Here is a 23,129-nt window from a genome sequence, read left to right as displayed (position 1 = left end):
TGTAAGCGTCGGCTGTTCACAGGTGCGGCATCGGCGCGGGCGCGTTTCCTTGCACAAGATCCCGTACGAGATTGCGCATTCGCTCAGCCGTCCCGTCCGACGAGCCGGCGACGACTGCTGTCCACACTTCGGCGGAGACTGGTGTCAGCGTGATCGTGACGACCACTGCGTCGTTGCCTCCCGTCACGAAATACTCGGTGTCGTCGGCCGCCCAGACATCGAGGCCCGCACCTCGAAGTGCGTTCACCGCGGATTGCCGTGCCCCGTTGATGTCTCTCGACAGCGGAAAGGTGCCCCAATGCAGGTCCATGGCCGTACCTCCATCACGTTCGTGTTTCCGGATGCGGCGGTTCCGTTGTCCGCGAGGCTGCTAGTGTCGCGCGTCGCAAGTCCCCTGACGGCCAGGAGGCCAGACCAGGGTCGCCCCCGAAGCTCACGTCCCCAGCCGGGCCGCGATGCTTCCGGGAGCGCCCCGGCCCCAAACGCCCCAATGTGGCGTTGGGTGCGTCCAACGCACCCAATGTGGCGTTCGGTGCGTCCAACGCACCCAACGCCACATTGGGGCGCATCGCCCGGACCCCGTCAACGAACCTCAGACGCACGACACTAGCGATAGCGCCGGTATCTCATCAGTGGCAACAGGTGGCCGCAGAACATGTAAGCCCGGAAGGGTGCCGTGGACACGGTGGCGAGTCCGAAGTCGACCCGGATCGGAACGGGCGCGAACGGCGGGGTGGTCGTGGCCGCGTGATCGTCGTATTCCTCGTACCAGCGGCCGTCGCTCCAGGGTCGACGCCGGAGATTGCCACCGCCAGGCGGGTTGTAGTACACGACGATGCTCTTGGAACTCAGAGCCAGTGCGCTGGGGTCGGTTCCGACCGCGCCGCCGAGGTCTTCCTCGGCCAGCCAGGTGCGCCCGTCGTCGAGTGATGTGCGGTGGGCGAGGTGCCCAGCGGGAGTGCGGTAGTAGACGTCGATGTGCGCTGGGTTGAGCGACAGCGCGCTGGGTTTGCCGGCGATCGAGGCCTGGATCTTCTGCTCGCCTTGCCAGGTCCCGTCGGCGAACCAGCGCCGGCCCAGCATACCGTCCGGCGTGCGGTAGAAGACCTCTGTTCGTCCGGGTCTGATGGCGATGGCCGTGGGACCGGACCCGACGGTACCGCCGAGTTCCACGGGTGCGGCCCACGCCGTGTCGTTCGAGTCCTCCGGCAGCCCGGCTTCCGGGCTCCAGTGCAAGTGCCACAGGTCGCGACCGCTTGAGTAGAACACGTCCAACGCACCAACTCGGTCTGATGACGCCGCGACGCTTTGCGCCGCGTTGGGCAGAGGAATGTGCGTGGGAGCGCCCCAGTTTTCCGGCCTCCCGACCACGTGCTCGATGCGCGCGGGGTCCGGGTTCGGGCCGCTCCCCGCGAACGTGCCACCGGGCTTCCGCACGTTCACCCAGAACACGTCCACGCGGTCGGGCGCCCACGACACGGCAGCGATCGTCGGAAGCCCGATCCCGGCGCGTGGCACTTCACCCTCGGGTTCGTACCAGCTGGGCAAATGCGGAATCGGAGGCGCGCCCGGCACATGGAAATCAATGCTGACCGAGGTCGAGTCACCATCGCGGTTGTAGGTGGTGAAGGTGTACCGGTAGTGCTGCGCCAACTGCTCGACCTGGTCCCAGTACATCGCGGAGAAGCGGTCCGGCGGGCCCGGCTGAGGCTCGGGTGAATCGGTGTAGCGCAACCGCCTGCCGTCCGGCCCGTCCCGGTAGATCCTGAGCTTCACGGTATGAGGATCGTTGATCTCGCCCCAGTTGAGAAATACCGTGTTCAGCCCGTTCATGGACGCCTGCGGCCTGATGACCGCCTCGGGCCTCGTCGACGGCGGGGGTGGCGTGACCGGCGTCGGCGGGGTGTGAACCGTGACCGTCGAGCACTCGCCCTCATCCGAGCCGTAGTAGGCGCAGACCCTGTAGGTGTATGACGTGTTGGGTTCGCAGGACTGGTCCGTGATGCTGTCACGGGAGATCCAGCCGGCTATCCACGTTCCCGCCGGCGGTGGCGGGTCTCGGAAGACGTTGACGGCGGTGGCCTCGTCGGGCAGCACCCACTGGATGATCACCCATCGCGGCGCCGCCGCGTAGGCGCTGTAGATCTGAGGTGCACCACCCATGGTCGTCCCTCACCCCTGGTCACCACTGTTGTTCATAACAGCCCGAATTGCTGAAATGCCCAGCATTGGCTGAGTCGTCCCTCACACCTCTTCGTTACACCTACCGTCCGAAGTCGCGGCACGTCCGCCCAAAAGGGCAGTCATTGGTACGCACACGATCGTGATGCGAATTCGATCAATGAAATTCTGTGGCGTCGTCGTCGAACACGCGGAACCATCGTCGAAGGGCCGGCAGCAGTGCCCAACGGCGCTCGCATGTTCACCCGTCACCCGGTTGGGTCCGCCTTCGAGCACATCGAAGCCGACCCGGGCAGGGCCGAACAGAGCCCGCCGGAAACCGATCGGGCGCCGGCACGGAGTCCGGAGTGGACAATGGCCGTCATTCGAGCCGTTCGCAGCGACGACCTTCCGCGCGCGCTGATCGGCCGGGTCGCGCCGCATGCCGGCACGCACCACGCCGGCGGCTGTTCACGCATGAGCCGCCGGCGCGGGAGCCCGGTCCGAGACGCCTGAGGTGCGCGCCCACTGGACCAGTCGCGCAATCGTCCGAGCCGGCAAACCACGTACCCAGAACAGATCCCCCGGTCCTTGGCCAGGACGATGACGACGATGAAGCAGGCGCTGAAGAAGAAGTTCAGGCTCACCGCGCAGAGCACGGTGACCCGCACGTGCACTTCCCCCCACACCCAGCGCAGGCCCTCGACGATCTCCCGGCCCAGGTGCTGATTCGACCCGGCCTGCTGGTCGTCGCCGGCCTCGGTGAGCGACCGGAGGTGGGGATCGGGAGTGGCGGGGCGCCGTAGCTCATGCCGTGTTCAGCTCGACGGCAGCGCTTTCGCCATGGCGGACCACGCCTCACGAGCGCCCGCGGACAGCAGCGGTTCCCATCGGGTGAACAGCCGCGACAACGCGAGGCCGTGCTCGGTGGCGATCGATCGGCTGTGCCGGACGACGTCGAGTTCGTTCGCCGCGGTCAATTCGGCGAACGCCCTGACCTGCTCCGGCGGGACGTGAAGGGCTTCGAAAGTGTGGCGGTCGAAGATCTTCGGGCTGCCGGTGTGCAACGTCGGATAGCTGCGGGCGCGGTCGCATCGGCCGTAAAGGGCGACGAACTGCTCGGCCTCGGCTCCCGCGGCGGCCAGGATCGCCGCGGAGGTGAGCCCCAGGATGCCGGCCGGGAACCCGTCGGTGCCGCGGGCGGCATGGAGCCGTCCGGCGTCCACCAGCCACGCGGGAGCACCCCACGCTTCCAGCGTGTCGGCGGTGCGGTCGAGGTGGGCGCGGAGCGTGCCGCCGGGATGCGGGATGTCGCTCACTTCGCCGGCGTCCAGCAGCCAGTCGATCCGGCGACGGCGCACCGGAGGCGAACTCAAGTGGTCCAGCAGCAGCCGCGTCAGCTGCTCCGGCGCGTCACGGGCCACCAGGTGACTCGTTCCGGGCACCGATGCGACACCGGCGTGCGGTACCCGGTCGGCGAACCGCCGCCGGTCCTGTTCGGTGAGGACGGACCGTTCGGCGAGGACGAGCAGCGTCGGCAGCTCGGCCAGCCGCTCGGCACCGGCCACGAGGCGCGGGCCCTGGTTCAGCGCGTCCCGCACGAGGGGGTGCTCGCCGTAGCCGTCGCGGACCCCGTCGAGGAACGTGCGCACCCGGACGGGGGCCAGCTCGGCGACCACGTCGACCAGCACCACCCCGGACACCCGGTGAGCCAGGTCCGGTTTCCCCAGGGCGAGCAAGGTGGCCAGGCCGCCGAGGGACGCGCCGACGACGGTGGGCGGGTTCGGCTCGGCGGCGATCATCGCGGCGACGTCGCCGGCGTGCGCGGCCAGCTCGTCGGCGCCGGCCGCGCCGCTGTCGCCGTGGCCGCGCAGGTCGTAGGCCGTGCAGCGATAGCCTTGACGGGCCAAGGTTTCCGCGATCGGCCGCCACACCTCTCGCCGCTCGCCGCCGGCGTGCAGCAGCAGCACGCCGGGTCCGTCACCGGCCCGGGTGCCAGCCAGCTCCACGTCCGGGCGGTCCAGCGTGATCCGCGACATCGGGCACCTCGCTTCCGCGTTACCTTGATAGGTCAAGGTAACGAACCTGCCTTGCCGTGTCGAGGTAGAGTTCCGGACTCATGGCACCCCCTCGCACCCGCAGACCGGCTGAGCACGCACAGCAGCTGATCCTCCAGGCCGCCGAAGAGCTGCTGATCGACGGCGGCCCGGCAGCGGTGGGGGTCAGGGCGGTGGCCGAGCGGGTCGGGATGACCGACGCGGGCGTCGCGCACCACTTCGGCAGCCGGCAGCAGCTTCTGGTGGCCCTCTTGCGGCACGGCGGCCGCAGGATCCGCGAAGCGGTCGAGGCGGTCGTCGGCGCTTGGGTCGATGACCGGGCTGACGTCGGCGCCCTGATCCGGGCCATCGCCGGTGTCTACGGTCAGGGCTACGCGGCGCTGGCCGTGTCGCTGCACGCGGCCGGCTGGCGAGATTCCGGGACCGGCATGCTGGAGCCGGTGGTCCAGGTCCTGCACACCGTGCGATCGCGGCCCCGGCGGTTGGCCGATACCCGGCTGGCCGTGGCCGCGCTACACCAGGCGTTGGCCCTCGATTCCGTGTACGGCGCCGCTTTCCGCCGGAGCGCCGGGATCTCCGAGGCAACGGCGGACCGCCCCGGCCCGCAGCTGACGTGGTGGACGAACACCTTCCGGGTCACGCTCGGCCTCGACGGTACCGAGTGATGGTTCGCCGCGACGGACAAAGTCGCGACGCTGCCGGGCCGGGCTACCGGATGGTGACCGGCCGGCACCCGGTCGCCGCGGAGGCGTTCCCGGTGCAGTGCCGACCGCTGAGCGACAAGCCGTAGGGTGAACCAGCTGATCTCCCAGGCTACAGCCGACCCAGTTCGGCGACGCAGCCTCTCATCGCGCGAAGGCTCAGAGCCACGGAACGCAGGGCCGGAACCCTCAGCGCACACACGGTCGACCCAGTCCACCGCGGCCGCGCACATATCGACCTCGCGTCCACGGGCATGACCGACCACGCTCGGCGGTGGCCCAGCGTCGCCCAGGGGTCATCGTGACGGACCACCGACGTCGCACCGGTTTGCGTCAAGGACCTTCCCGTCGGCGGCGACGAGCCGACGAGCGGTGGTAACGCCCTGCAGCCGCTCCGTCCTCGAAGACCACGCTCGGCGCGGCTGCCGGAACCCGGGCCGCTGGTCGCGGAACGTCTCGGTACACCCTGGAACAGGAGCTCGGCGACGTGCACTGTTCACGTCGGGACCCGGGCCGGAGTGGGAGGCTGGAAGCCTCCCAGTGAAGGCAGTGAGGACGATGGGCATCCACGAACCCGGCTTGACGATGGAGCACTCCGCACCACCCAGCGGAACCGAGGGCCGGCTGCGTCAGACTGCGGAAATCGGCGAGATCGCCGCACGGCTTCGGAAGCGCTACCCACCCAGCGAAATCTCGCCCGCGGACCTCACGGAGCGCGTCAGCGGCTACCACCACCGATTCGACGCCGCCAGGATCCGCAGCTACGTCCCGATCCTGGTGGAGCACCTCGCCCGCCGCTCCATCGAAACACCGTCGTTCCGGTCAGCGCCTCCCGAGCGTGGCTGACGTACTCCGGGATGTAGCGCCCAGGCCGGCCGTTCCGACTGTTCTTGGATCGCGGCCCGCACGCGGCGCGGCCCCGCCTCCTGCCAGGGCCGGACCGCCGGGGCGGGGACGTGGGTCAGCTTTGAAGAGTGCAGAAGGCCTGGCAATCCGCGCCGACATCGTGCGCGCGGTCTTCGAGACGACGAGCGCTTCCGAGGCAAGCCGTCGGCCGCGGCAGGGCGGTTCGCTCGGGGCGAACGGTGTTCGGGTTCGATACACTGGGTCATCGGGTTCGTCATCTTTGGGGGGTGTCACCGTCGATCCGTTGTCGTCCGCCTTGGTCGGTGCTCTCGGCGCGACGTTTTCCGCGCTGCACCAGTGGGCCGTCGAGCGTGGCGCCGACCGGCTCGGTGAGCAGCGGCGGCTCCGCGCCCTGGGTGACCCGAAACGGCAGCTGCTCGCCGCCGAAGAAGATCTGGCCGACCTGCGGCGCGTCGAGTTCGCCGCGCTGTCCGACGGTGACTGGCAGGCCGCGCTCGACGCCGTCGCCGCCGCCCTGGTCACCGCCGACGTCGGCGGCCTCGTCCGCGGCGATCCAGCCGTGCTCACCGACGAGTCCCGGCTGCGAGCGCGCGCCGTCGCCGCCGGTGGGCGCGCGCTGTCCTCCGCCGCTCTGGGGCAAGGCGGGATCGAGGCCTACGACCGGCTGCTGACCGAATGCTGCCGGCGGATCGCGCGGCGCGCCCGCGCTGTCGACGAGGTCATGCACGCGGTCCAGGCCACGATGGCCGGCGAGATCACGCAGCTGCGGCGTCAGGTCTCGAACCTCGGCGAACAGCCCGACCGCCAGGCACGCTCCGCCGCGGAGGCGTTCGAACGGCACTACCAGTCCTACCTCGCCGGCTCGTTCGCGTCGTTCGAGCTGTTCCAGGTCGGCCCGGGCCGCGCCCCCGCCCGGCACTCGTTCGCCGAGTTCTACTCCGTGCCCTCGGTGGCCCGCCGCTCGCTCTCCCCGGCCGACGGCGCCCTCACCGGGACCGGCACCGACGCGGCACACGCGCTGGCCGGTGACCGGCACGTCCTGCTGGTCGGCGGGGCCGGCGCGGGTAAGACGACGCTCCTGCAGTGGCTGGCCCACACGGCCGCGACCACCGCGCTCGGCGCCGCGACCGAGGACGACGACCCGTGGCGCGACGTCGTGCCGTTCTTCGTCCCGCTGCGGCAGTTCGCCGAGGGCGAGCTGCCGGAGCCCGAGGACCTCGTCCGGGCGAGCGCGCCCGCGCTCGCCGGGGAGAAGCCCGCGGGCTGGGTGAGCGGGCTGCTGCGGTCCGGCCGGGCGATGGTCCTCGTCGACGGCGTGGACGAGGTGCTCCAGCCCCGCCGCGAGGTTGTGCGCCGCTGGCTGGAAGGCCTGCTGCGCGGTTATCCCGAGGCCCGGTACGTGATCAGCACCCGCCCGTCGGCGGTCGACGAGGACTGGCCGTCGGCCGGTGCCCCGCTCCCCCGTTACGAGCTGCTGCCGCTGAGCGGCCGGGGCATGCGCGAGCTCGTCGCGCACTGGTACGCCGCCGCCCGGGCGCTGGAAGCCGACGAAGTGCAGCGGAGCTGGCTGACCGGCTGCGAGGAACGGCTCGGCGAGGCGCTCGCGGCCCGGCCGGACGTGCGGGGCCTGGTGTCGAGCCCGCTGCTGTGCTCCCTGCTGTGCGCGCTCTACCGGCGGGAGAACATGTACCTGCCGCAGAGCCGCAAAGACCTGCTGGACAAGGCGCTGCAGCTGCTGCTGGGCGAGTGGGACACCCGCCGCGGCGTCCAGGTCGAGGACGAGCTGCGGATGTCGGACAAGGAGAAGATCATCCTCCTCGAGCGGTTCGCCGCGCCGATGGTCCGCAACGCCGAATTGCTGGTGCACCGCGACGACGCCACGCGGCGCTTCGCCCGCGCGATGTCCGGCCTGCGGTCCCAAGGCGTCGACCCCGAATTGGTGCTGCGGCACCTGCTCGAGCGCAGCGGTGTGCTGCGGGAGAACGAGGCCGACCACCGGATCGCGTTCGTGCATCGCACCTTCCGCGACTTCCTCGCCGCGGGCGAGTTCGTCAAGGCGGGCGAAATCGGCTACGTCGTCGAGCACGCCCACGACGACGCGCTCAACGAAGTCGTGTTCATGGTCGCGGCGCAGGCCCGGGCGGGTGAGGCCGGCGACCTGCTCGCCCGGCTGCTGGACCGGGCGAACCGGCGCGGCACCCGCCGCGACCGAGAGGTCGCCGACCGGCTGGTCCTGCTGGCGGCCGCGGCGCTCGGGCACGTCGACGTCATCGAGCCCGAACAGGTCCGCACCGACGTGCTCGCCGCCGTCCGCGGCCTGATCCCGCCGGCCGGGTTCGACGAGGCCGAGATGCTCGCCAAGGCCGGCTCGTTCGTGATCGACCTGCTGCCCGGGCCCGGCGAGATCGACGCGCTGGCCGCGCGCACCGGCGAGCGCGCCGACCGGATCGCGGCGCACGCCATCCGCGCCCTCGCCCTGATCGGCGGCGAGGAGTCGTGGGAGAAGATCCGGATGTTCAGCGGCACCCACCGCCGGTCGGTGATCAACGAGCTGCTGCGCGCTTGGCGATACAACGACTACTCCGAGGAGTACGCCGCGACGTCGCTGGCCAACGTCGAGTTCGGCGACTACCTGCTGGAGGTGCACCGCTGGGACGTCCTGCGGCGGCTGCCCCACCTGCGCAGCCTCAAGGCGATCCAGCTGGTCGGCGACGTCCCGCTCGACGACCGGGCCCGCGGCATCCACCCGCTGCCCCGGCTGCACGCGCTGCACCACTTGGAGCTCAAGTCCAACGACGTGGTGGACCACCTCGACGGCCTCGTCGACTGCGACGGCCTGCGGTCGCTGTGGATCTCCGGGTTCAGCAGCGCGCTCACCGACCTGTCGGCACTGGCCGGGATGGGGATCACCGACCTTCGGCTGCACGCCGGTTCCCTGGAGGCCATCACGGCGCTGCGCACGCTCGACGGGACGCTCCTGCCCCGGCTGTCCCTGCGGCACCGGAAGCTCTCCCAGGGCCTGGATCTGCTCCCGGAGGGGCTCCGGGTCGGTGAGCTGGAGGTCGCGGTGCGCGCGGACCAGCGCAACCTGCGCGGCATCACCCGGCTGGCCGAGGTCGAAGCCGTCACGACGACCGGCATCCCGAGCGTCGAGGAGGTCGACGAGCTGGCCGCGCTGCCGACCCTGCGGCGGCTGGCGCTCACCACGACCGAGCCGGTGCAGGACCTGGTGCGCCTGCGGCGGCTGGGGCCGCTGCGGATCGAGCTGCACGGCGTCCCGGCAGCTCAGGAGCAGGCAGCCCGCGACGCGCTCCCGGAAGCCGACCTCGTCCTCCACCCCGAAGCCGGCCGGCCGGGCTGAGCCGGGGCGACGGCCGGAACCGCCGCCCCCTTTCGTCAGCGAACGAGCACGAAGCCGCTCGTCGCCGCGTGGAACTCGTCCGGAACTCCGGCGTAGGAAGCGCGCCAGATGCCCGGACCGCGCAGCTGCGCGGTGGCCGAGAAGCCGAAAGCGCTTCCGTTCCACTGCGCTTCGGCCGTGGCGGCCGTCGTCCAGCACAGCGAGCCCGCGGCCAGGTACTCGATCTTCACCGGGATCGCGGGCGGGGTGAACCGCGGGAAGTCGATGGTGCCCTGCGCGGTGATCGCGCCGTCGGCCCCGCGGGCGGCGGTGAACGACGTGATCTTGGCGGGCTGGAGCACGACGATGTCGGCCGTGCTCGCGCTGGCCGCGTCGAGGGTTTCGTCGGCGGGCAGGAAGTCGGCCCGGTAGTGGCCGGAGCGAACCGGGGTCACGGTCGCCCGGTAGCGGCCGTTGGCGTCGGTGACCGGCTGGGCGTCGAACTCGCCGCAGAAGTCGTCGGTGCAGTAGGCGATCCCGACGGTCACGCCGGCGACCGGCTTGGCCGCGCTGGTGAGCCGGCCGCTGATGGTGACCGGGGTGCCGGCGTCCACCCGGGTGCTGCCGGCCTGGGCGGTGAGCTTCGTGGCCGCCGGGGCCGCCGTGGTGGCGGTGGCGGGGAGGGCGCTGAGGGTCAGGACGGTCGCCGCGGCGACGAGACCCGTCGCGAACCGGGCGATGAAACGGCTCATGGTTGTCCCCAATGGTTCTCGAGCGCCGGGACCGGCGCTGACGTGGTGGCTGTCGGCGGCGGGCGAGCGGGCGTTTCCGGCGGACACCGGTTTTCCCGTGCCGTTCAGGATCCGGCCGTCGGTCCTTCACGAATGGCCGGAAACTGTTCCGCGGCGATAAAACGCACGAGATGTGCCCGCAGCCATTCGGGCTATCGGCTGATGCGTGCCGGAACTGTTCACCTGTCGGCCGTCGCGCCTTAACGCGGTGCGGTAACCCATTACCGGGCCACCGACGATGAATACACTGTGACACGGGGGAACACCACGGAGCGGCTGCGCAGCCGACCGCGATTCCAGCTCGTCCAGACCGAGCAGCGGACGCTGCGCTGGCGGCTGCTGGGCGGCAACAACGTCTCGATGGGAGCGGGGGTCGCCGACTGCGCGCGGGCGGCGGAATGCCTCGCGGACATCGCAGCGCTCAAAGCACACCTGAACTCGCTGAGCACGGATTTCCGGCACATCAGCGGGGGTCGCTGGCGGTGGCTGCTCAGATTGGACGAAGTGCCGGTCGCCGAAGCCACCCACGCGTACGGCCGGCGGATCGAGGCCCAGCGCGGCCTGGACCGGTTCCGCGTGGCCGCCACGACCGCGGGTATCGAAGACATCGAAACCATTGTGGACTGGCGGCAGAAGTACCGCCGGAACCCCGCCGGCGATTCCGCGTGAATAGGCCGGATGCGCGCCTGTTTCCCGGACCTTAACCACCATGACGTCGGGCGGGAACGCGGAACAGGGCCCCCGGACAGGCTGCCGGGAGGAGATGAAGAGGCCGCGGGATCCCGCGGCACAATGGGGACAAGCAGAGAAAGAGTGCTAACACGATGCGTGCTCGTATTCTCGGTGTGACGGCCGTCGCGGCCGGCGCCTGCCTCGCCACGACCGGCACCGCGCTGGCGGTCCCGCCGGCGAACGGCAACCCGGAGGTCGTCGCCGCCGTCGGCTCCGACACCATCTTCGGCATCACCGGCGCGGTCTTCACCGACGCCAACAAGCTCCCGCGGACCTGGAACACCGACCCGGACAACTTCGTCAACGTCCCGCCGACGCTGGCGGCGAGCGCTTCGTTCACCGTCCCGGCCGACATCTTCAACCCGGCCATCACCTACACCAACCCGGGCAACCTGCCGCCCGACGGCTCGGGCGCGGGCAAGGCGGCGCTGAAGGCGTCGGCGGACGCCGGCAACGGCGCCGTGGACATCGCGCGGTCGTCGTCGGGCCGGGCCACCTCCGACCCGTCGACCTTCGAGTACTACGCGTTCGCGCGGGACGGCGTCACCTGGTCGTCCTCCTCGACCGGTGCGGGCGCGGGGCTGACGCTCACGCTCACCCAGCTGCGCAACATCTACAACGGCACCATCACCAACTGGAACCAGGTCGGCGGCGCGAACGCGGCGATCAAGCTGTACCTGCCGCAGCTCGGCTCGGGCACGCTGAGCTTCTTCACCGGCACCGTTCTCGGCTTCGACCCGGCGACGATCTCGGGCCTGACGGTGAAGCGCTTCCAGGAGAACGACGCCACGAGCATCCTGGCGGCCGACCAGTCCGCGGCGATCGCGCCGTTCTCGATCGCGAGCTGGGTGGCGCAGGGCAACGCCGTGCTGACCAACAAGCGCAACGGCTACACCGTCAACAAGCTGACCGGCGCGGGCTCCGACGGTGCCCCGGTGTCCGGCTCGGCGGGCAGCTACGCCCCGGCGTTCGCCGACAGCTTCCTCGGTTCGCGCCTGGTCTTCCACGTTCTGGACACCCGCAGCCGTTCGTACAACGCGGCCAAGCGCGGCGTCGGCTTCGACCCGACCGACACGGCCACCACGGCCAGCCCGCTGTGCGGCGGCAAGCTCGCCACGACGATCGTCAAGTACGGCTTCAAGACGATCACCGGGACCGGCACGCTGACCTGCACCAAGTCCTGACGCAGTAACCGAAAACGGGGCCCGGCGCCGAGTGGCGCCGGGCCCTTTCGGCTCCCACGCGGCCGATCCCCTCGCCGGGGGTCGCCGGGCTGCTCGTGAGTGGTAATTCGGGTTCTAACCCGAATTACCACTCACGACAGGCCGCGGCAGAGGAGTCCGGTAACGCCGAGGGCCCGGTGCGGTCGCGCACCGGGCCCTCGGGAATCGAGCCGTCAAGCCCAGGCCGGGAACAGCTTCCACAGCGCCAAGGCGGCCAGCGACACCAGCGTCAGCAGGATCGGCGCCGTGATCACGTACGTCGACACCGGGCGCCAGCGGCGGTACAGCAGGGTCGCACCCGCCGCGGCCACCACGAACCCGCCGAACGCCAGGGCCAGCGCGGCCCAGGCGCCCGGGTCGCCGGTGCGGCCGTCCTGGACGTCGGCGCGGCCGTTCTGCGGGGTCGGCCGGAACGGACGGCCCTCGAGCCCGGCCGTCACCACCGTGGCCTGCGTGCCGGCCAGCGGCCACCACGACGTCGAGGTGACCAGGGTCAGGCGGTCGTCCGGGGTCTTGCCGTAGTCCGCTCCCTCGTCCAGCGCGCGCGTGACCACGTTCTGCACCCGGTACACCGAGACGCCCTGAGGCGTGGCGACGACCAGCTCGTCCCCCGGCGCGAGCCGGGCCAGTGACGCGAACGGCCCGCCGTAGCCGGAATACCGGCCGACGATCGCCGCGTTGCCCGGCTGGCCCGGCCCGGACGTGCCCGGCACGTGCCCGGGGCCGGACGCCGTCTCCGCGCTCGACACGCCTTCGACGACGACCTGCCGCAGCCGCAGCTTGGGGATCTCCAGCACCGCGGCCGGGGCGCCGAACTCGACCGGCGTGGTGGGCAGCGCCGCCCCGAGCAGGCTCTGGCTCGCCCCCAGCGCCCGGTCCATCTCGCCGCGGATCGTCGCGAGCGCGGTGCGCTGGTCGCCGGCCTGGACCATCGGGCCCAGCGCGTAGACGACCAGCGCCAGCGCGACCACCGTCGTGACGAGCCAGGCGAACACCGTCGTGGCGATCCACGCGGGGCTGAAAGCCAGCAGCCGGGTGTCCTCTTCGGACTCCGCCGGAACGTCGGTCACCGTGCTCATGCCCGACCGCCACGGCCGAAGCGGAGACGCGCGACGGCCCGGCGAAGCCAGGGTGGCGCCGGGCGTCCCGCCGTCGCGTACGCCGTCATCGACGGCAGCGTCGTCAGCACCATCAACGCCAGCAACGGAATCAACGCACCGAGGACGCCCGCGCCGGCGAACGGCGGGATCGCCACCGAGTCGGCGAGGTTCTTCGCCGCCAGGACGCTCGCCGGGGTCGGTATCGCGGCCGGCGCCGGTCCGGTGACCGCGGCCGGCGTCCCGGAGGTGGCTCCCGGGTTGTTCGACGCCGCGGTCACGCCGCCGCCGGTGCCCGTCGAGCCGGCCGGCGGCGGGTTCTTCGCGTCGTCGCGCTCCTGGCACGCCCCCGCGGCCGTCCCGGTCCCGACCTTGGCCGCCCGGGACTCGGCCGCCCCGGCCAGGGCCGGCGTCAGCGGCGCCAGGCCGGGCGCCAGCGCGCCCTGGCCGCCGTTGCGGGCCATCCGCAGCACGGTCGCGAGCTCCTCCTGCTTGGCTTTCAGCGGCGCGCACTGCGCGTCGACCAGCGGGTTGACCGGGGCGGCGAGGTATTCGGCGAAGGTCAGCGGGTACGCGGCGGGATCGGTGGCGGTGCCGGGCTGCAGGGTGCCGTCCGGGCCTTCCTTCATGCTGCTCGCCGCGGCCTGGAGGCTCGCCTCGGTCGGTTCGACGAACTTCCCGGACGCGTTCGGCAGGGCGACGGGCGTCCAGCCGTACGCGCGGGCCGTGGCGAGGTCGGTGACGACCCAATCGAGGCAGCCGCCGAAGCAGCTCGAGCTGGTGCCGGTCATCACGCCGTCGACGACCTTGCGCACCGCGAGCTGGCCCACCTTGGCGTCGACGTTGTGCTGTGGGTTCTTACCGGGGTCCAGGACCCCGAGGTCGGTGACCGCACCGGGTGACTTCCCCGCCGCGGCACCGTAGATCTCCTTCAGGTCCGGGAACTTCCACGACGCCGGCGCGGTGCGGGTGAGCACCCCGCCGATCGTGGCCGGCACGGTGCCGATCCCCGCCTCGCCGGTCAGGCCCCAGAACAACCCGGTCGGGTCGGCGCCGGCGCGGACGACCGGGTTCAGGAACTCACTCGGCAGCGGTGAGGCCTGGATCTTGGCGAGCACCGGGTTCCGGGCGACGAACGCCGAGTCGTCGCGGAAGATGCCGCCGCGGCCGGTCGAGTCGGGGTTCTGGCCGCCGTGGCTGAGCATCAGGGCCAGTTCGTCGAAGGTCATCGAGAACGGGGTGGTGACCTGCGAGATCAGCGGGGAGCCGTTGTCGTCGGCGTCGGTGGGCGACCAGCCGACCGCGGCGACGACCGCGGCGTTCAGCCCGGCCGGGACGTACTCCCGCGCCCGCACGGTCTGCGTGGCCAGCGCGCTCCCGGAGCCGGTGACCGCGAGGTCGGAACCGCCCGTGTCGAAGGACTTCAGGCCGGCGTCTTCGGTCTCGCCGACGATCGTGGTCGGCTGGGAGCCGCCGGTCGGGCCGCACAGCAGCTGGTTCCACGCCACCGCCGTCCGCCCGAACCGCTCCGGCATGCTGGCGTTGAGGGTCTGCGCCCCGATCCCGCCGCACCCGCGCACCGCCAGGCCCGGCGCGGCCGGCCGGAAGACCCGCGAGTTGTCGAAGACGTCGAACGGGACGCCCGTCGCGTCGGTGCCGACGATCTCCAGGGTCAGCGCACACGGCGTGTTCTCGTCGCACGAGTAGGTCCACGACCGGGTCCGGATCTGGGTGCCGGTGTTCGGGTCGGTCGACACGAGCGGGTTGTCGGCCCACGGGAAGCTGTCGCTCTTGTCGAAGTTGGTGTACTTCGGGTCGAAGCCGACGAAGCCGGGCTTCGACTGTCCACGAGGGACGGTCACGCTGAAGGCGACGTCGCCGCTGGTGCGGCTGCGGACCCGGGTGACGTTGTGCGTGCCGGAGCGCTGGCCGGTCAGTTCGTCGCTGAACTCCTCGGCGCAGTACCCGCGGACGCGGGACCCGAAGTCGTGGTCGGGCACCCACTCCAGCGCGCCACTGGAGAAGTCCGGCTTCAGCAGGTTGTCGGGCAGCTGCGTGGGGCAGACCTTGAGCAGGGCCAGGCTCCCGGCGGGCAGGCCGGAGACGACCACCTGCAGCGGATCGCCGTCCTGCACGTGCGAAAGGTCGGCCGGCACGGTCTTGAGGGAATACGCGGGCGGGCTCTCCTGAGCGCCGGCCGGCGGCGGGACAGCGCTTCCCAGCACGGCCAGTACGCCGCAGGCGAGCACCAGCCCGACACGCCTGAGCAGGACGAAAGACACGGAAGGCCCCCGGTTTCCACGGCACGCTGACAGACGGCGCGCACCGTGCCGGCGCGCGCCCGAGCCCCAACCTCCCCGAGGCGCGAGGGCACGGTCAATGGACCGGGCACCGGTCCCGAAACTGATTCACGTACGTCCCGTCGGGCGTTTTCCGGACGTACACCTTTCCCCGCGGGGTCCCGCACATACTGGCCGCGGCAGGGGCGCTGCCTGCTGCCCTCGAACCGTCGTCCCCCGGAGGAAGGCCACCAGTGACCGTCGTGCTCCCCCGGCCCGAGCCGCCTCCCGGGTCCCCGGTCCGGCGGGCCATCGCCGATCTGCCCTCCCGCGCGGACCGCGCGTTCCGGCGGGTGACCACGGGTGCCGGCCTCGCCATGCTCGCGATCCTCGTCGTGATCGGGTTCTTCCTGGTCTACCGCTCGGGTCCGGCGTTCGACGCCAGCGGCTTCGGCTTCTTCACCACGGTCAAGTTCGACGCCGCCAACCGCGCACTCGGGGTGCTCGGCCTGCTCTACGGCACGGTCGTCGTGGCGCTGATCGCGATCTGCGTCGCGGTCCCGCTCTCGATCCTCGCCGCGCTGTACATCACCGAGTACGCGAGCGGGCGGTTGCGCGGGTTCCTGACCGGCCTGGTCGACCTGCTGGCGGCGATCCCCAGCCTGCTCTACGGCCTGTGGGGCTTCAGTTTCCTCGGGCCGCAGGTGGTCCCGGTCTCGGCGTGGCTGACCGACAACTTCGGCTGGTTCCCGCCCTTCGCGCACCAGGACAACACGCTGTACCTCAACTCGATGTTCATCGCCGGGCTGGTCGTGTCGCTGATGGTCCTGCCGATCACGACGTCGGTCATCCGCGAAGTCTTCGCCCAGACGCCGCCCGGGGAGAAGGAGGCCGCGCTCGCGCTCGGCAGTACCCGCTGGGGCATGGTGAAGACGGTGATGCTGCCGTTCGGCCGCGGCGGGATCATCGGCGGGTCGATGCTCGGCATGGGCCGCGCGCTCGGCGAGACCATCGCGGTTTCCCTGCTGCTGCCCCAGGTTCCGCAGATCGCGACGCACGTCCTGCAGTTCGGCGGCGCGACGATCTCCGGCTTCATCGCGAACAACTCCGGCGCGTCCGGGCTGGCCCTGAGCGGGCTGATGGCCGCCGGGCTGGTGCTGTTCGTCTTCACCCTGGCCACGAACTTCACGGCGTCCGTGATCATCTCCCGCAGCCGCTCCGGAGCCGGGGTGGACGCCTGATGACCGCGACGCTGCAACGCTCGGTCACCCGGCCGAAGCCGCTGGTCAAGCGCCGCACCTCCCCGACCACGCGCCAGGACCGCTTCGCCGCGCTCGGCTGCGCGGTCTCGGCGGTGCTGCTGACGTGGTTCGTCCTGCACCTGCTGCTGACCTCGCCCGGCTGGCTCGCCGACCTCGTCGTGGCCTATGGGCTGTACCTGGCGATGCTCTACCTGGTCACCCGGGACCGGCTGGGCCGGCTCGCGGCCACCGATCGGCTGGTCTCCACGGTCGTCGTCACCGGTGCGCTGGGGCTGCTGGTACCGCTGCTGTTCCTGCTCGGCTACATCGTCGTGCACGGCGCGCCGTACCTGCGGTGGAGCTTCTTCGACCACGACATGTCGACCGTCGGCCCGACCGACCCGGTCACCGCCACCGGTGGCCTGCACGCGATCGTCGGCACCCTGGAGCAGACCGCGCTGACGCTGGTCCTGGTCGTGCCGCTCGGCCTGCTGACGGCGATCTTCCTCAACGAGACCCGGTCGCGCTTCCGCCGGCCGGTCCGGATCATGGTCGACGCGATGAGCGGGCTGCCCTCGATCGTCGCGGGCCTGTTCGTCTACGCGGCCCTGATCATCCCCGGCATCCAGGCCGGCGTCGGGTTCTTCAGCTACAGCGGGCTGATGGCGACGCTGGCGCTCACCATGGTCATGCTCCCCACCGTCACCCGCACGATCGACGTCGTGCTGCGGCTGGTGCCCGACGGCCTGCGCGAGGCGTCCCTGGCTCTCGGTGCGAGCCGCGCACGGACGGTCTGGTCGGTGGTCCTGCCGACCGCACGGACGGGCGTCACGACCGCGGTGATCCTCGGCGTCGCGCGGGTGGCCGGCGAGACGGCACCGCTGCTGTTCACCTCGTTCGGCGCGGTCTTCCTCAACGCCAACCCGATCGGCAGCCCGCAGGAAAGCCTGCCGCTGTTCGTCTACCGCTACATCAAGGAGCCGCTGGAGAACGTCCAGCAGCGCGGCTACGTCGGCGCGCTCGTGCTGATCCTGCTGATCTTCACCCTGTTCGCCCTCGCCCGCGTCGCCGGGCGTGACCGGTCCAAGCGCCGGGCCCGGCGGACGACCGCGAAACCGACCCAGGAGACCCGGTGACCGACACCACCATCGAACTGTCCGAAATGGACGCTGTGGACGGTGACCCCGCTCCCGCGGTGCGCCTCACCGGCGGCCCGCCGCCCGGCGCCGCCGAACTGGAGTCGCGCGGGGTCGCGGCGTGGTTCGGCGACCGCCTGGTCCTCGAGGACGTCTCGCTGCACATGCCCGCGCGCGAGGTGACCGCGCTGATCGGACCGTCGGGCTGCGGCAAGTCGACGTTCCTGCGGATCCTCAACCGGATGCACGAGCTCGTCCCGTCGGCGAGCCTGGCCGGCGAGGTCATGCTCGACGGCACGGACATCTACGCCGACGGCACCCGCGCCCAGCACGTCCGGCTGCGGATCGGGATGGTGTTCCAGAAGCCGAACCCGTTCCCCGCGATGTCCATCCGCGACAACGTGCTCGCCGGGCTCAAGCTGGCCGGCGTCAAGTGCGCCGACAAGGACGCCCTGGTCGAGCAGAGCTTGCAGCGCGCCGGGCTGTGGCGCGAGGTCCGCGACCGGCTGAGCGCCCCGGGTGGCGCGCTGTCGGGCGGGCAGCAGCAGCGGCTGTGCATCGCGCGCTCGCTGGCCGTGCAGCCGAACGTGCTGCTGATGGACGAACCGTGCTCGGCGCTCGACCCGACGTCCACCCGCCGGATCGAGCAGACCATCGCCGAGATCGGCCACGAGGTCACCGTCGTCATCGTGACCCACAACATGCAGCAGGCCCAGCGCGTCTCGGACCACTGCGCGTTCTTCCTCGCCGCGGAGAACGAGCCGGGCCGGGTGATCGAGCACGGGCCGACGTCGAAGATCTTCGGCTCGCCGGAGGACGAACGCACCCACGACTACGTCAACGGCAGGTTCGGATGATGCGCAAGGTCGCCGCGCTCGCGTCGACGGTGCTGAGCGTGCTGCTGCTCACCGCACCGGAGGCCGCCGCGCTCGACAAGATCACCGGCTCCGGCTCGACTTACGTCGGCCCGGCGATGGCGGACTGGCAGAACGGCGCCAACTCGCGCGGCATCCCGGTGAACTACGCGACCCGTGGCTCCCCCACCGGCGTCAACCAGTACGGCGACCGCACGGTCGACTTCGCCGGCACCGAAGCCGAGATCACGTCGCTGATCGCGGCCGGTGGCGGTGGCCAGTCGGCCGAGCAGCGCGGTTACCAGTACGTCCCGGACGTCGCCGGCGCGGTCGCGGTGATGTACAACGTCACCGACGGAGCCGGCAACAAGGTCGACTACCTGCACCTGACCCGCGAGGTCATCGGCCGGATCTTCAGCCGGGACATCACCCGCTGGAACGACCCGGCGATCAGCGCCACCAACGGCGGGAAAGCCCTACCGGACCAGCCGATCACGCTGCTCGGCCGCACCGGGCAGTCCGGCACCACGGCGTTGTTCTACGACTTCGTCGCGCACTCCGCGCCCGGGCCGTACAAGGCGTTCGTGCAGCGCAACGAAGGCACCGGCATCGGCCCGCTGCCCGACGGCGTCCGGCCGATCCAGCTGCCCTACAGCGGTCCCGACGCCGACTTCTACAAGCTGTTCGCCGACTCCGAGCAGATCGCGCAGGCCGTCGGCAAGGGCAGCGTCCCGTTCTCGATCGGCTACGACGAGTTCAGCTACGCGCTGCGCTACAACGCTCCGACAGCGTGGGTGGAGAACCAGGCGCACCAGTACACGCAGCCGTTCGCGGAGAACATCGCCGCCGCGCTCACCAAGGCCGACCTGCGGCCGGACCTGAGCCAGAAGCTCGACGGCGTCTACACCAACCCGGACCCGAAGACGTACCCGGTCTCGGCCTACTCGTACCTGATGATGCCGTGCACGACCGGCCGCGACACCTGCCGCGGCGGCTACGACGCCCAGGGCAAGACCGACACCATCACCGGCTTCCTCGAGCACATCGCGTGCGACGGCCAGGTCAACATGGCACGGATCGGCTACTCCCCGCTGCCGCCCAACCTGTCGCAGGAGATGATGAACGCCAACGCCCGGCTGACCGGCAAGCCCGCGAAGCAGCTCAACGCGGCCAACTGCGCGAACCCGACGTTCCACGGCAACCTCGGCGCGGGCGCGGGCAGCCCACCGGACCCCTTCGAGCAGCTCGGCGGCGTCGCGAAGCTGACGGGCAACGGTCCCGGCGGCACGGTCGCGCCGGCCACCGGGCCGTCGTCCTCGGCGGGCACCGCGACGGCGACCGCGACGCCGGAAGAGGAGCTCGCCAACGGCGGCTCGAAGAACTGGCGCGACGCCGACCCGGCCGCCTACCAGCACGGCGCCGACAGCCCGGGATTCGGCGGGTGGGCCGCGCTGGTGCTGCTCGTCGTGATCCTGGCTCCGCTCGCGGCCCGCGGCGTCCTCCGCCGGCTCAGGCGGTCCTGACCGAGACCTCGCCGGGACACGCCACGCGACAGGACGCTCGGAGTCCCGGCCCCGGTAGTGGTGTAATCCACGGGCGACACAGTCCAGACCACGGCGCTGTGCCACGTCCTGGGGAGGAAGCGAGCCGTCATGCCCGTCATCTGCCCCACCCGGGCGATGGAACGCTGGACCGTCCGCACCGAGGGAACCGAGGCCGTCTTCAGCTGCGCCCCGCTCGTCGAAGACCACACCGCCGCCCGCGCGCTGCCGCGGGTGTGGGCCGGACGAGGTCTGGGCGTGTCCGATGTGGACCTGTCCGGGCTGATCGCCTCGCTGGGCGAGGTCATGAAAACGCCGGCCTACTGGTGGTCCCGCACGCCGGGCAGCCACCACCCCGAGGCCGCGACGACGTGGTCACGGCCGCGACAAGACCACGACGACGGCTTCGTCTACCTGACCGGGCCGTGCGGCCGGGAAACCGGCCAACCCGGCTACCGGCCGGTCGTCAGCTTCTCGATCGAGCTGGCTTCCGTCCGTGACCTGCGGATCCGCCTCACCGCTTACCGGCACGCGGGCTGACCTTGATATCTCCCCCAGACCGCAGCGGCCCCGGCCCGATGCCACCGACCTCGATCGCCAGCCTCGCCGCACTGCACACCTGGACGATCACCAGCACCGGCCCCGAAGTACACTGGCACAACGCCGAACGCACGATCATCGCCGACGGCCGCCATTGGACCATCGGCCTGACCCCGACCTCCGGCGACACCGTCGCACACATGCTGTGGTCTGGCAACGACGTCGTGGCCCACTTGCGAGGCTCGGAACCGGACCTGGTGCGCACCGCCTACCGCTGGGCCACGAACCTCCTGAAGGGCAGGCGCCGGCCGGAGCCGCAGCCGTCATAGCCCTCGCCGGCACTTACGGCTACCGCATCGCCGACGACGGCGCCGTCACCGCCGCCGCGGCTGACGGTGCCCATGACCTCGGTCTGACGTTGCCCGAACCGCCGCCCAGCGCGACACCGTCGCAGCACTTCGAGGGCCGCTCCTGGCAGGGCCGGCATCGCCACGTCACTCTGGTCACCGCCGCACACCTGTTTCTCACCCTGCTGCGAGGCGACCCAAAAGCGGCTGCGCCGGCCTGACCCTCTACACGGCCATCCGCGAGCTGCAACTACTCCTCGCGACCTGGACCGGCGCACGCCTGACCTGCCGCCAAACTGTGAAACCGTTGCACCGCAACAAGCATCAACAAACCTAACAAAGCACTACTAGTGCCGGCCGCGGGCAGCACCATCACCCTGGCCCTGCAAGCCTTCGCCGGCCTGACGCTCGTCCCGGCGGTCGCGCGCGCCGGGCACTGGTCACCCGAGGTGCTGCGAGGCCTGGACCCGATCAACCTGCCAGTGGCGGCCGCCTGCGGGCTGCTGCTCCTCATGCTCGCCGACGCGTTCGTCCGGGCCGCCATCGGCTACACGCGCTGGATCCGCGACCTGACCCGCGAACTCGACGACCACAGCCGCGAACCGGGCGTGGTCACCCTGCCCGGCGACGAGCCCGTGGCGTTCGCCGCACCCGGCCGCGGCGGCCGGATCGCCATCTCCAGCGGCATGCTCAACGCCCTCTCCCCGCGCGAACGCACCGCCCTGCTCGCCCACGAGCGCGCCCATCTTCGCCTGCGCCACCACCACTTCCTCGTCGCCGTCACGCTGGCCGGCACGCTGAACCCGTTGCTGCGCCCGCTGTGCACGGCCGCCCGGTTCGCTCTGGAGCGCTGGGCCGACGAGGCCGCCGCCGAGCAGGTGGGCGACCGCACGGTGGTCGCCCGCGCCGTGGCCAAAGCCGCGCTGGCCGGACCGTCCCGGCCGACGTTCGCGCTCGCCGCGACCGGTGGCCCGGTCCCCCGCCGCGTCAAGGCGTTGCTGACGGCCCAGCGCCGCCGCCTTCCCGTCGCGCTGCTCGCGGCCGCAGTGGTCTTCGGCATCACAGCGTGGTCCGCGGGAACCGCGCTGGACTCGGTCACCGACCTGCACAGCACCATCGAATCGGCCCAAGCGGGACACCAGTCCAACTGATTCCCCCCATCACTACGTTGCGCGTACTACTCGACGCGTAGTAGCGTGACGCGGATGCCGAACGACGCCCAGATCCTCGTGCTCTACGCGCTGACCGACGGACCGCTGCACGGCTACGCCGTCAACACCGCGATCGACGAGCTGACCGGCGAACGACTGGGGCCGGGCAGCCTCTACGGCGCCCTCGCCCGCCTGGAGGCGAAAGGGCTGGTCGAAGCCCTCGACGGGGAAGGGCGTCAGCGCCCGGTGCAGATCACCGATCAGGGACGGACCGTCCTGGAGCGCGAGCTGCGGGCCATGGCCAGGGTGGCCGACGCGGGACTCCGGCGGCTCGGCGTGCGGCCGGCATGACCGTCGCCCAGTGGCTGGTCCGGCTCTACCCGCGGGCGTTCCGGGACCGCTGGGGCGCCGACCTGACGGCGGAGGTCCAGGCCTACCCCCGGTCGTGGCCGAACCTGCTCGCGAGCGCGGCCGACGTGTGGCTGCACCCCGCCGTCTGGCCCGCTCGCTCGGTCGCCCAGCGCCAGGCCCGGGTGGCCGCGATGGCGGTGGTCGTGACGGGCATCGGCTGGTTCGCCGCTCATCTGACGGTCGAGGACACCCGCGGCCTTCCCCCGGTCCTCGACCTGTGCGCGATTGTGGTGGTCACCGGCCTGCTCCTCGTCGCGCCGCGGCCGGCCCCGGCCACCCTGATGGCCATCGGGCTACGGCTCCTGCGCGCCCTCGCCGGACCGGCCGTGCTGGGCGCCGCAGTTGTCGCCGTCGTCCACAGCAGCGGCGGTTCCTTCGCCCCGCCTGCCCGCCTCACCTTGCTCCTGTGCTGGTGGGGCGCTTGGGTCCTGGCCGTGATCCAGGTCGGCCGGACCGTCGCCGGAGTCGGCGTGGAGGTGCCCGCGCGGCGCTACCGGCTCGGCGTCCGGGTGTTGGGCGCGGCCGCCGCGGCCATCGGCTTGACGCAGCTGGTCGCCGCGATCACAACTCCGGCACCCGCCCCGGCCGCGCTCGGCCTCTGCCTGCTCGCCGTCCCGCTGGTCTTGCGGTCCCCGGAAACCGCGGTCTGAAAGGTGGAGAA

The 23,129-nt window shown here is 71.5% G+C and carries 20 protein-coding genes; 14 read left to right on the top strand and 6 right to left on the bottom strand.

Going from position 1 to position 23,129, the window contains the following annotated elements:
* Positions 1–16 precede the first annotated feature (16 nt).
* From ACLJQZ_RS42600 to ACLJQZ_RS42590, 3 genes are all read right to left on the bottom strand, one after another.
* On the bottom strand, positions 17–310 hold the full coding sequence (locus tag ACLJQZ_RS42600; RefSeq protein ID WP_410626753.1) for a hypothetical protein: 294 nt from the start codon (positions 308–310) through the stop codon (positions 17–19).
* 296 nt (positions 311–606) lie between these two features.
* Positions 607–2,097: a hypothetical protein gene (locus tag ACLJQZ_RS42595; RefSeq protein WP_410626751.1), complete on the bottom strand. Its 1,491-nt coding sequence runs from the start codon at positions 2,095–2,097 to the stop codon at positions 607–609.
* Between the two features lie 881 nt (positions 2,098–2,978).
* Positions 2,979–4,199, bottom strand: coding sequence for an alpha/beta fold hydrolase (locus ACLJQZ_RS42590; protein WP_410626749.1), 1,221 nt, complete (start codon positions 4,197–4,199; stop codon positions 2,979–2,981).
* 80 nt (positions 4,200–4,279) lie between these two features.
* Between ACLJQZ_RS42590 and ACLJQZ_RS42585 the strand changes: the two genes are divergently transcribed.
* The 3 genes from ACLJQZ_RS42585 (at position 4,280) to ACLJQZ_RS42575 (ending at position 9,146) form a co-directional block, all read left to right on the top strand.
* Positions 4,280–4,882, top strand: a complete 603-nt coding sequence (locus ACLJQZ_RS42585; RefSeq protein WP_410626748.1) for a TetR/AcrR family transcriptional regulator — start codon at positions 4,280–4,282, stop codon at positions 4,880–4,882.
* A gap of 594 nt (positions 4,883–5,476) precedes the next feature.
* Positions 5,477–5,764 (top strand): three-helix bundle dimerization domain-containing protein, encoded by a 288-nt coding sequence (locus ACLJQZ_RS42580; RefSeq protein ID WP_410626746.1) that lies wholly within the window; start codon positions 5,477–5,479, stop codon positions 5,762–5,764.
* Positions 5,757–9,146 carry an NACHT domain-containing protein gene (locus ACLJQZ_RS42575; RefSeq protein WP_410626744.1) on the top strand — a complete coding sequence of 1,130 codons (3,390 nt, stop codon included), beginning with the start codon at positions 5,757–5,759 and terminating at the stop codon, positions 9,144–9,146. The genes ACLJQZ_RS42580 and ACLJQZ_RS42575 overlap by 8 nt, the downstream gene beginning before the upstream one ends.
* Positions 9,147–9,181: 35 nt before the next feature.
* Here the strand turns inward: ACLJQZ_RS42575 and ACLJQZ_RS42570 are convergent, their stop codons facing one another.
* Entirely contained in the window at positions 9,182–9,877 is a 696-nt protein-coding gene (locus ACLJQZ_RS42570; protein ID WP_410626742.1) for a hypothetical protein, read from the bottom strand.
* A gap of 288 nt (positions 9,878–10,165) precedes the next feature.
* Here ACLJQZ_RS42570 and ACLJQZ_RS42565 point away from each other — a divergent pair, with 288 nt between their 5' ends.
* Together ACLJQZ_RS42565 and ACLJQZ_RS42560 are read left to right on the top strand one after the other, a co-directional pair.
* Positions 10,166–10,585: a DUF1508 domain-containing protein gene (locus tag ACLJQZ_RS42565; protein ID WP_410626741.1), complete on the top strand. Its 420-nt coding sequence runs from the start codon at positions 10,166–10,168 to the stop codon at positions 10,583–10,585.
* A 155-nt stretch (positions 10,586–10,740) separates the two neighbouring features.
* A complete protein-coding gene (locus ACLJQZ_RS42560) occupies positions 10,741–11,832 on the top strand; it encodes a substrate-binding domain-containing protein (RefSeq protein ID WP_410626739.1) in 1,092 nt (363 codons plus the stop codon).
* Positions 11,833–12,044: 212 nt separating this feature from the next.
* On the opposite strand, the gene ACLJQZ_RS42555 is transcribed toward ACLJQZ_RS42560, so the two are convergent.
* Positions 12,045–12,950 (bottom strand): sortase, encoded by a 906-nt coding sequence (locus tag ACLJQZ_RS42555; RefSeq protein WP_410626737.1) that lies wholly within the window; start codon positions 12,948–12,950, stop codon positions 12,045–12,047.
* Positions 12,947–15,250: a hypothetical protein gene (locus ACLJQZ_RS42550; RefSeq protein WP_410626735.1), complete on the bottom strand. Its 2,304-nt coding sequence runs from the start codon at positions 15,248–15,250 to the stop codon at positions 12,947–12,949. The genes ACLJQZ_RS42555 and ACLJQZ_RS42550 overlap by 4 nt, the downstream gene beginning before the upstream one ends.
* 251 nt (positions 15,251–15,501) lie before the next feature.
* On the opposite strand from ACLJQZ_RS42550, the gene pstC reads away from it, so the two are divergent.
* From pstC to ACLJQZ_RS42505, 9 genes are all read left to right on the top strand, one after another.
* Positions 15,502–16,488, top strand: a complete 987-nt coding sequence (pstC, locus tag ACLJQZ_RS42545; RefSeq protein ID WP_410626734.1) for a phosphate ABC transporter permease subunit PstC — start codon at positions 15,502–15,504, stop codon at positions 16,486–16,488.
* A complete protein-coding gene (gene pstA / locus ACLJQZ_RS42540; RefSeq protein ID WP_410626732.1) occupies positions 16,488–17,624 on the top strand; it encodes a phosphate ABC transporter permease PstA in 1,137 nt (378 codons plus the stop codon). Before pstC ends, pstA begins: the two co-directional genes overlap by 1 nt.
* 26 nt (positions 17,625–17,650) lie before the next feature.
* On the top strand, positions 17,651–18,481 hold the full coding sequence (locus ACLJQZ_RS42535) for a phosphate ABC transporter ATP-binding protein (protein WP_410626775.1): 831 nt from the start codon (positions 17,651–17,653) through the stop codon (positions 18,479–18,481).
* The gene (locus ACLJQZ_RS42530; protein WP_410626730.1) at positions 18,478–20,001 is read left to right on the top strand and encodes a substrate-binding domain-containing protein; all 1,524 of its coding nucleotides are present in this window, start codon (positions 18,478–18,480) and stop codon (positions 19,999–20,001) included. The genes ACLJQZ_RS42535 and ACLJQZ_RS42530 overlap by 4 nt, the downstream gene beginning before the upstream one ends.
* Before the next feature lie 129 nt (positions 20,002–20,130).
* Positions 20,131–20,559, top strand: coding sequence for a hypothetical protein (locus ACLJQZ_RS42525; protein WP_410626728.1), 429 nt, complete (start codon positions 20,131–20,133; stop codon positions 20,557–20,559).
* A gap of 38 nt (positions 20,560–20,597) precedes the next feature.
* Positions 20,598–20,888, top strand: a complete 291-nt coding sequence (locus tag ACLJQZ_RS42520) for a hypothetical protein (RefSeq protein ID WP_410626727.1) — start codon at positions 20,598–20,600, stop codon at positions 20,886–20,888.
* A 368-nt stretch (positions 20,889–21,256) separates the two neighbouring features.
* Complete coding sequence (locus ACLJQZ_RS42515; protein ID WP_410626726.1) at positions 21,257–22,057, top strand: M56 family metallopeptidase; 801 nt, start codon at positions 21,257–21,259, stop codon at positions 22,055–22,057.
* Between the two features lie 54 nt (positions 22,058–22,111).
* Complete coding sequence (locus ACLJQZ_RS42510; protein ID WP_410626724.1) at positions 22,112–22,408, top strand: PadR family transcriptional regulator; 297 nt, start codon at positions 22,112–22,114, stop codon at positions 22,406–22,408.
* Positions 22,405–23,118 (top strand): hypothetical protein, encoded by a 714-nt coding sequence (locus ACLJQZ_RS42505; RefSeq protein WP_410626722.1) that lies wholly within the window; start codon positions 22,405–22,407, stop codon positions 23,116–23,118. The genes ACLJQZ_RS42510 and ACLJQZ_RS42505 overlap by 4 nt, the downstream gene beginning before the upstream one ends.
* Positions 23,119–23,129 lie beyond the last annotated feature (11 nt).

The organism is Amycolatopsis sp. cmx-8-4 (genome assembly GCF_046548675.1).
In the GTDB taxonomy this organism is placed as follows: domain Bacteria; phylum Actinomycetota; class Actinomycetes; order Mycobacteriales; family Pseudonocardiaceae; genus Amycolatopsis.
The sequence above is the reverse complement of the archived record's forward strand: the minus strand, read 5'-3'. Positions and strand labels throughout refer to the sequence as shown.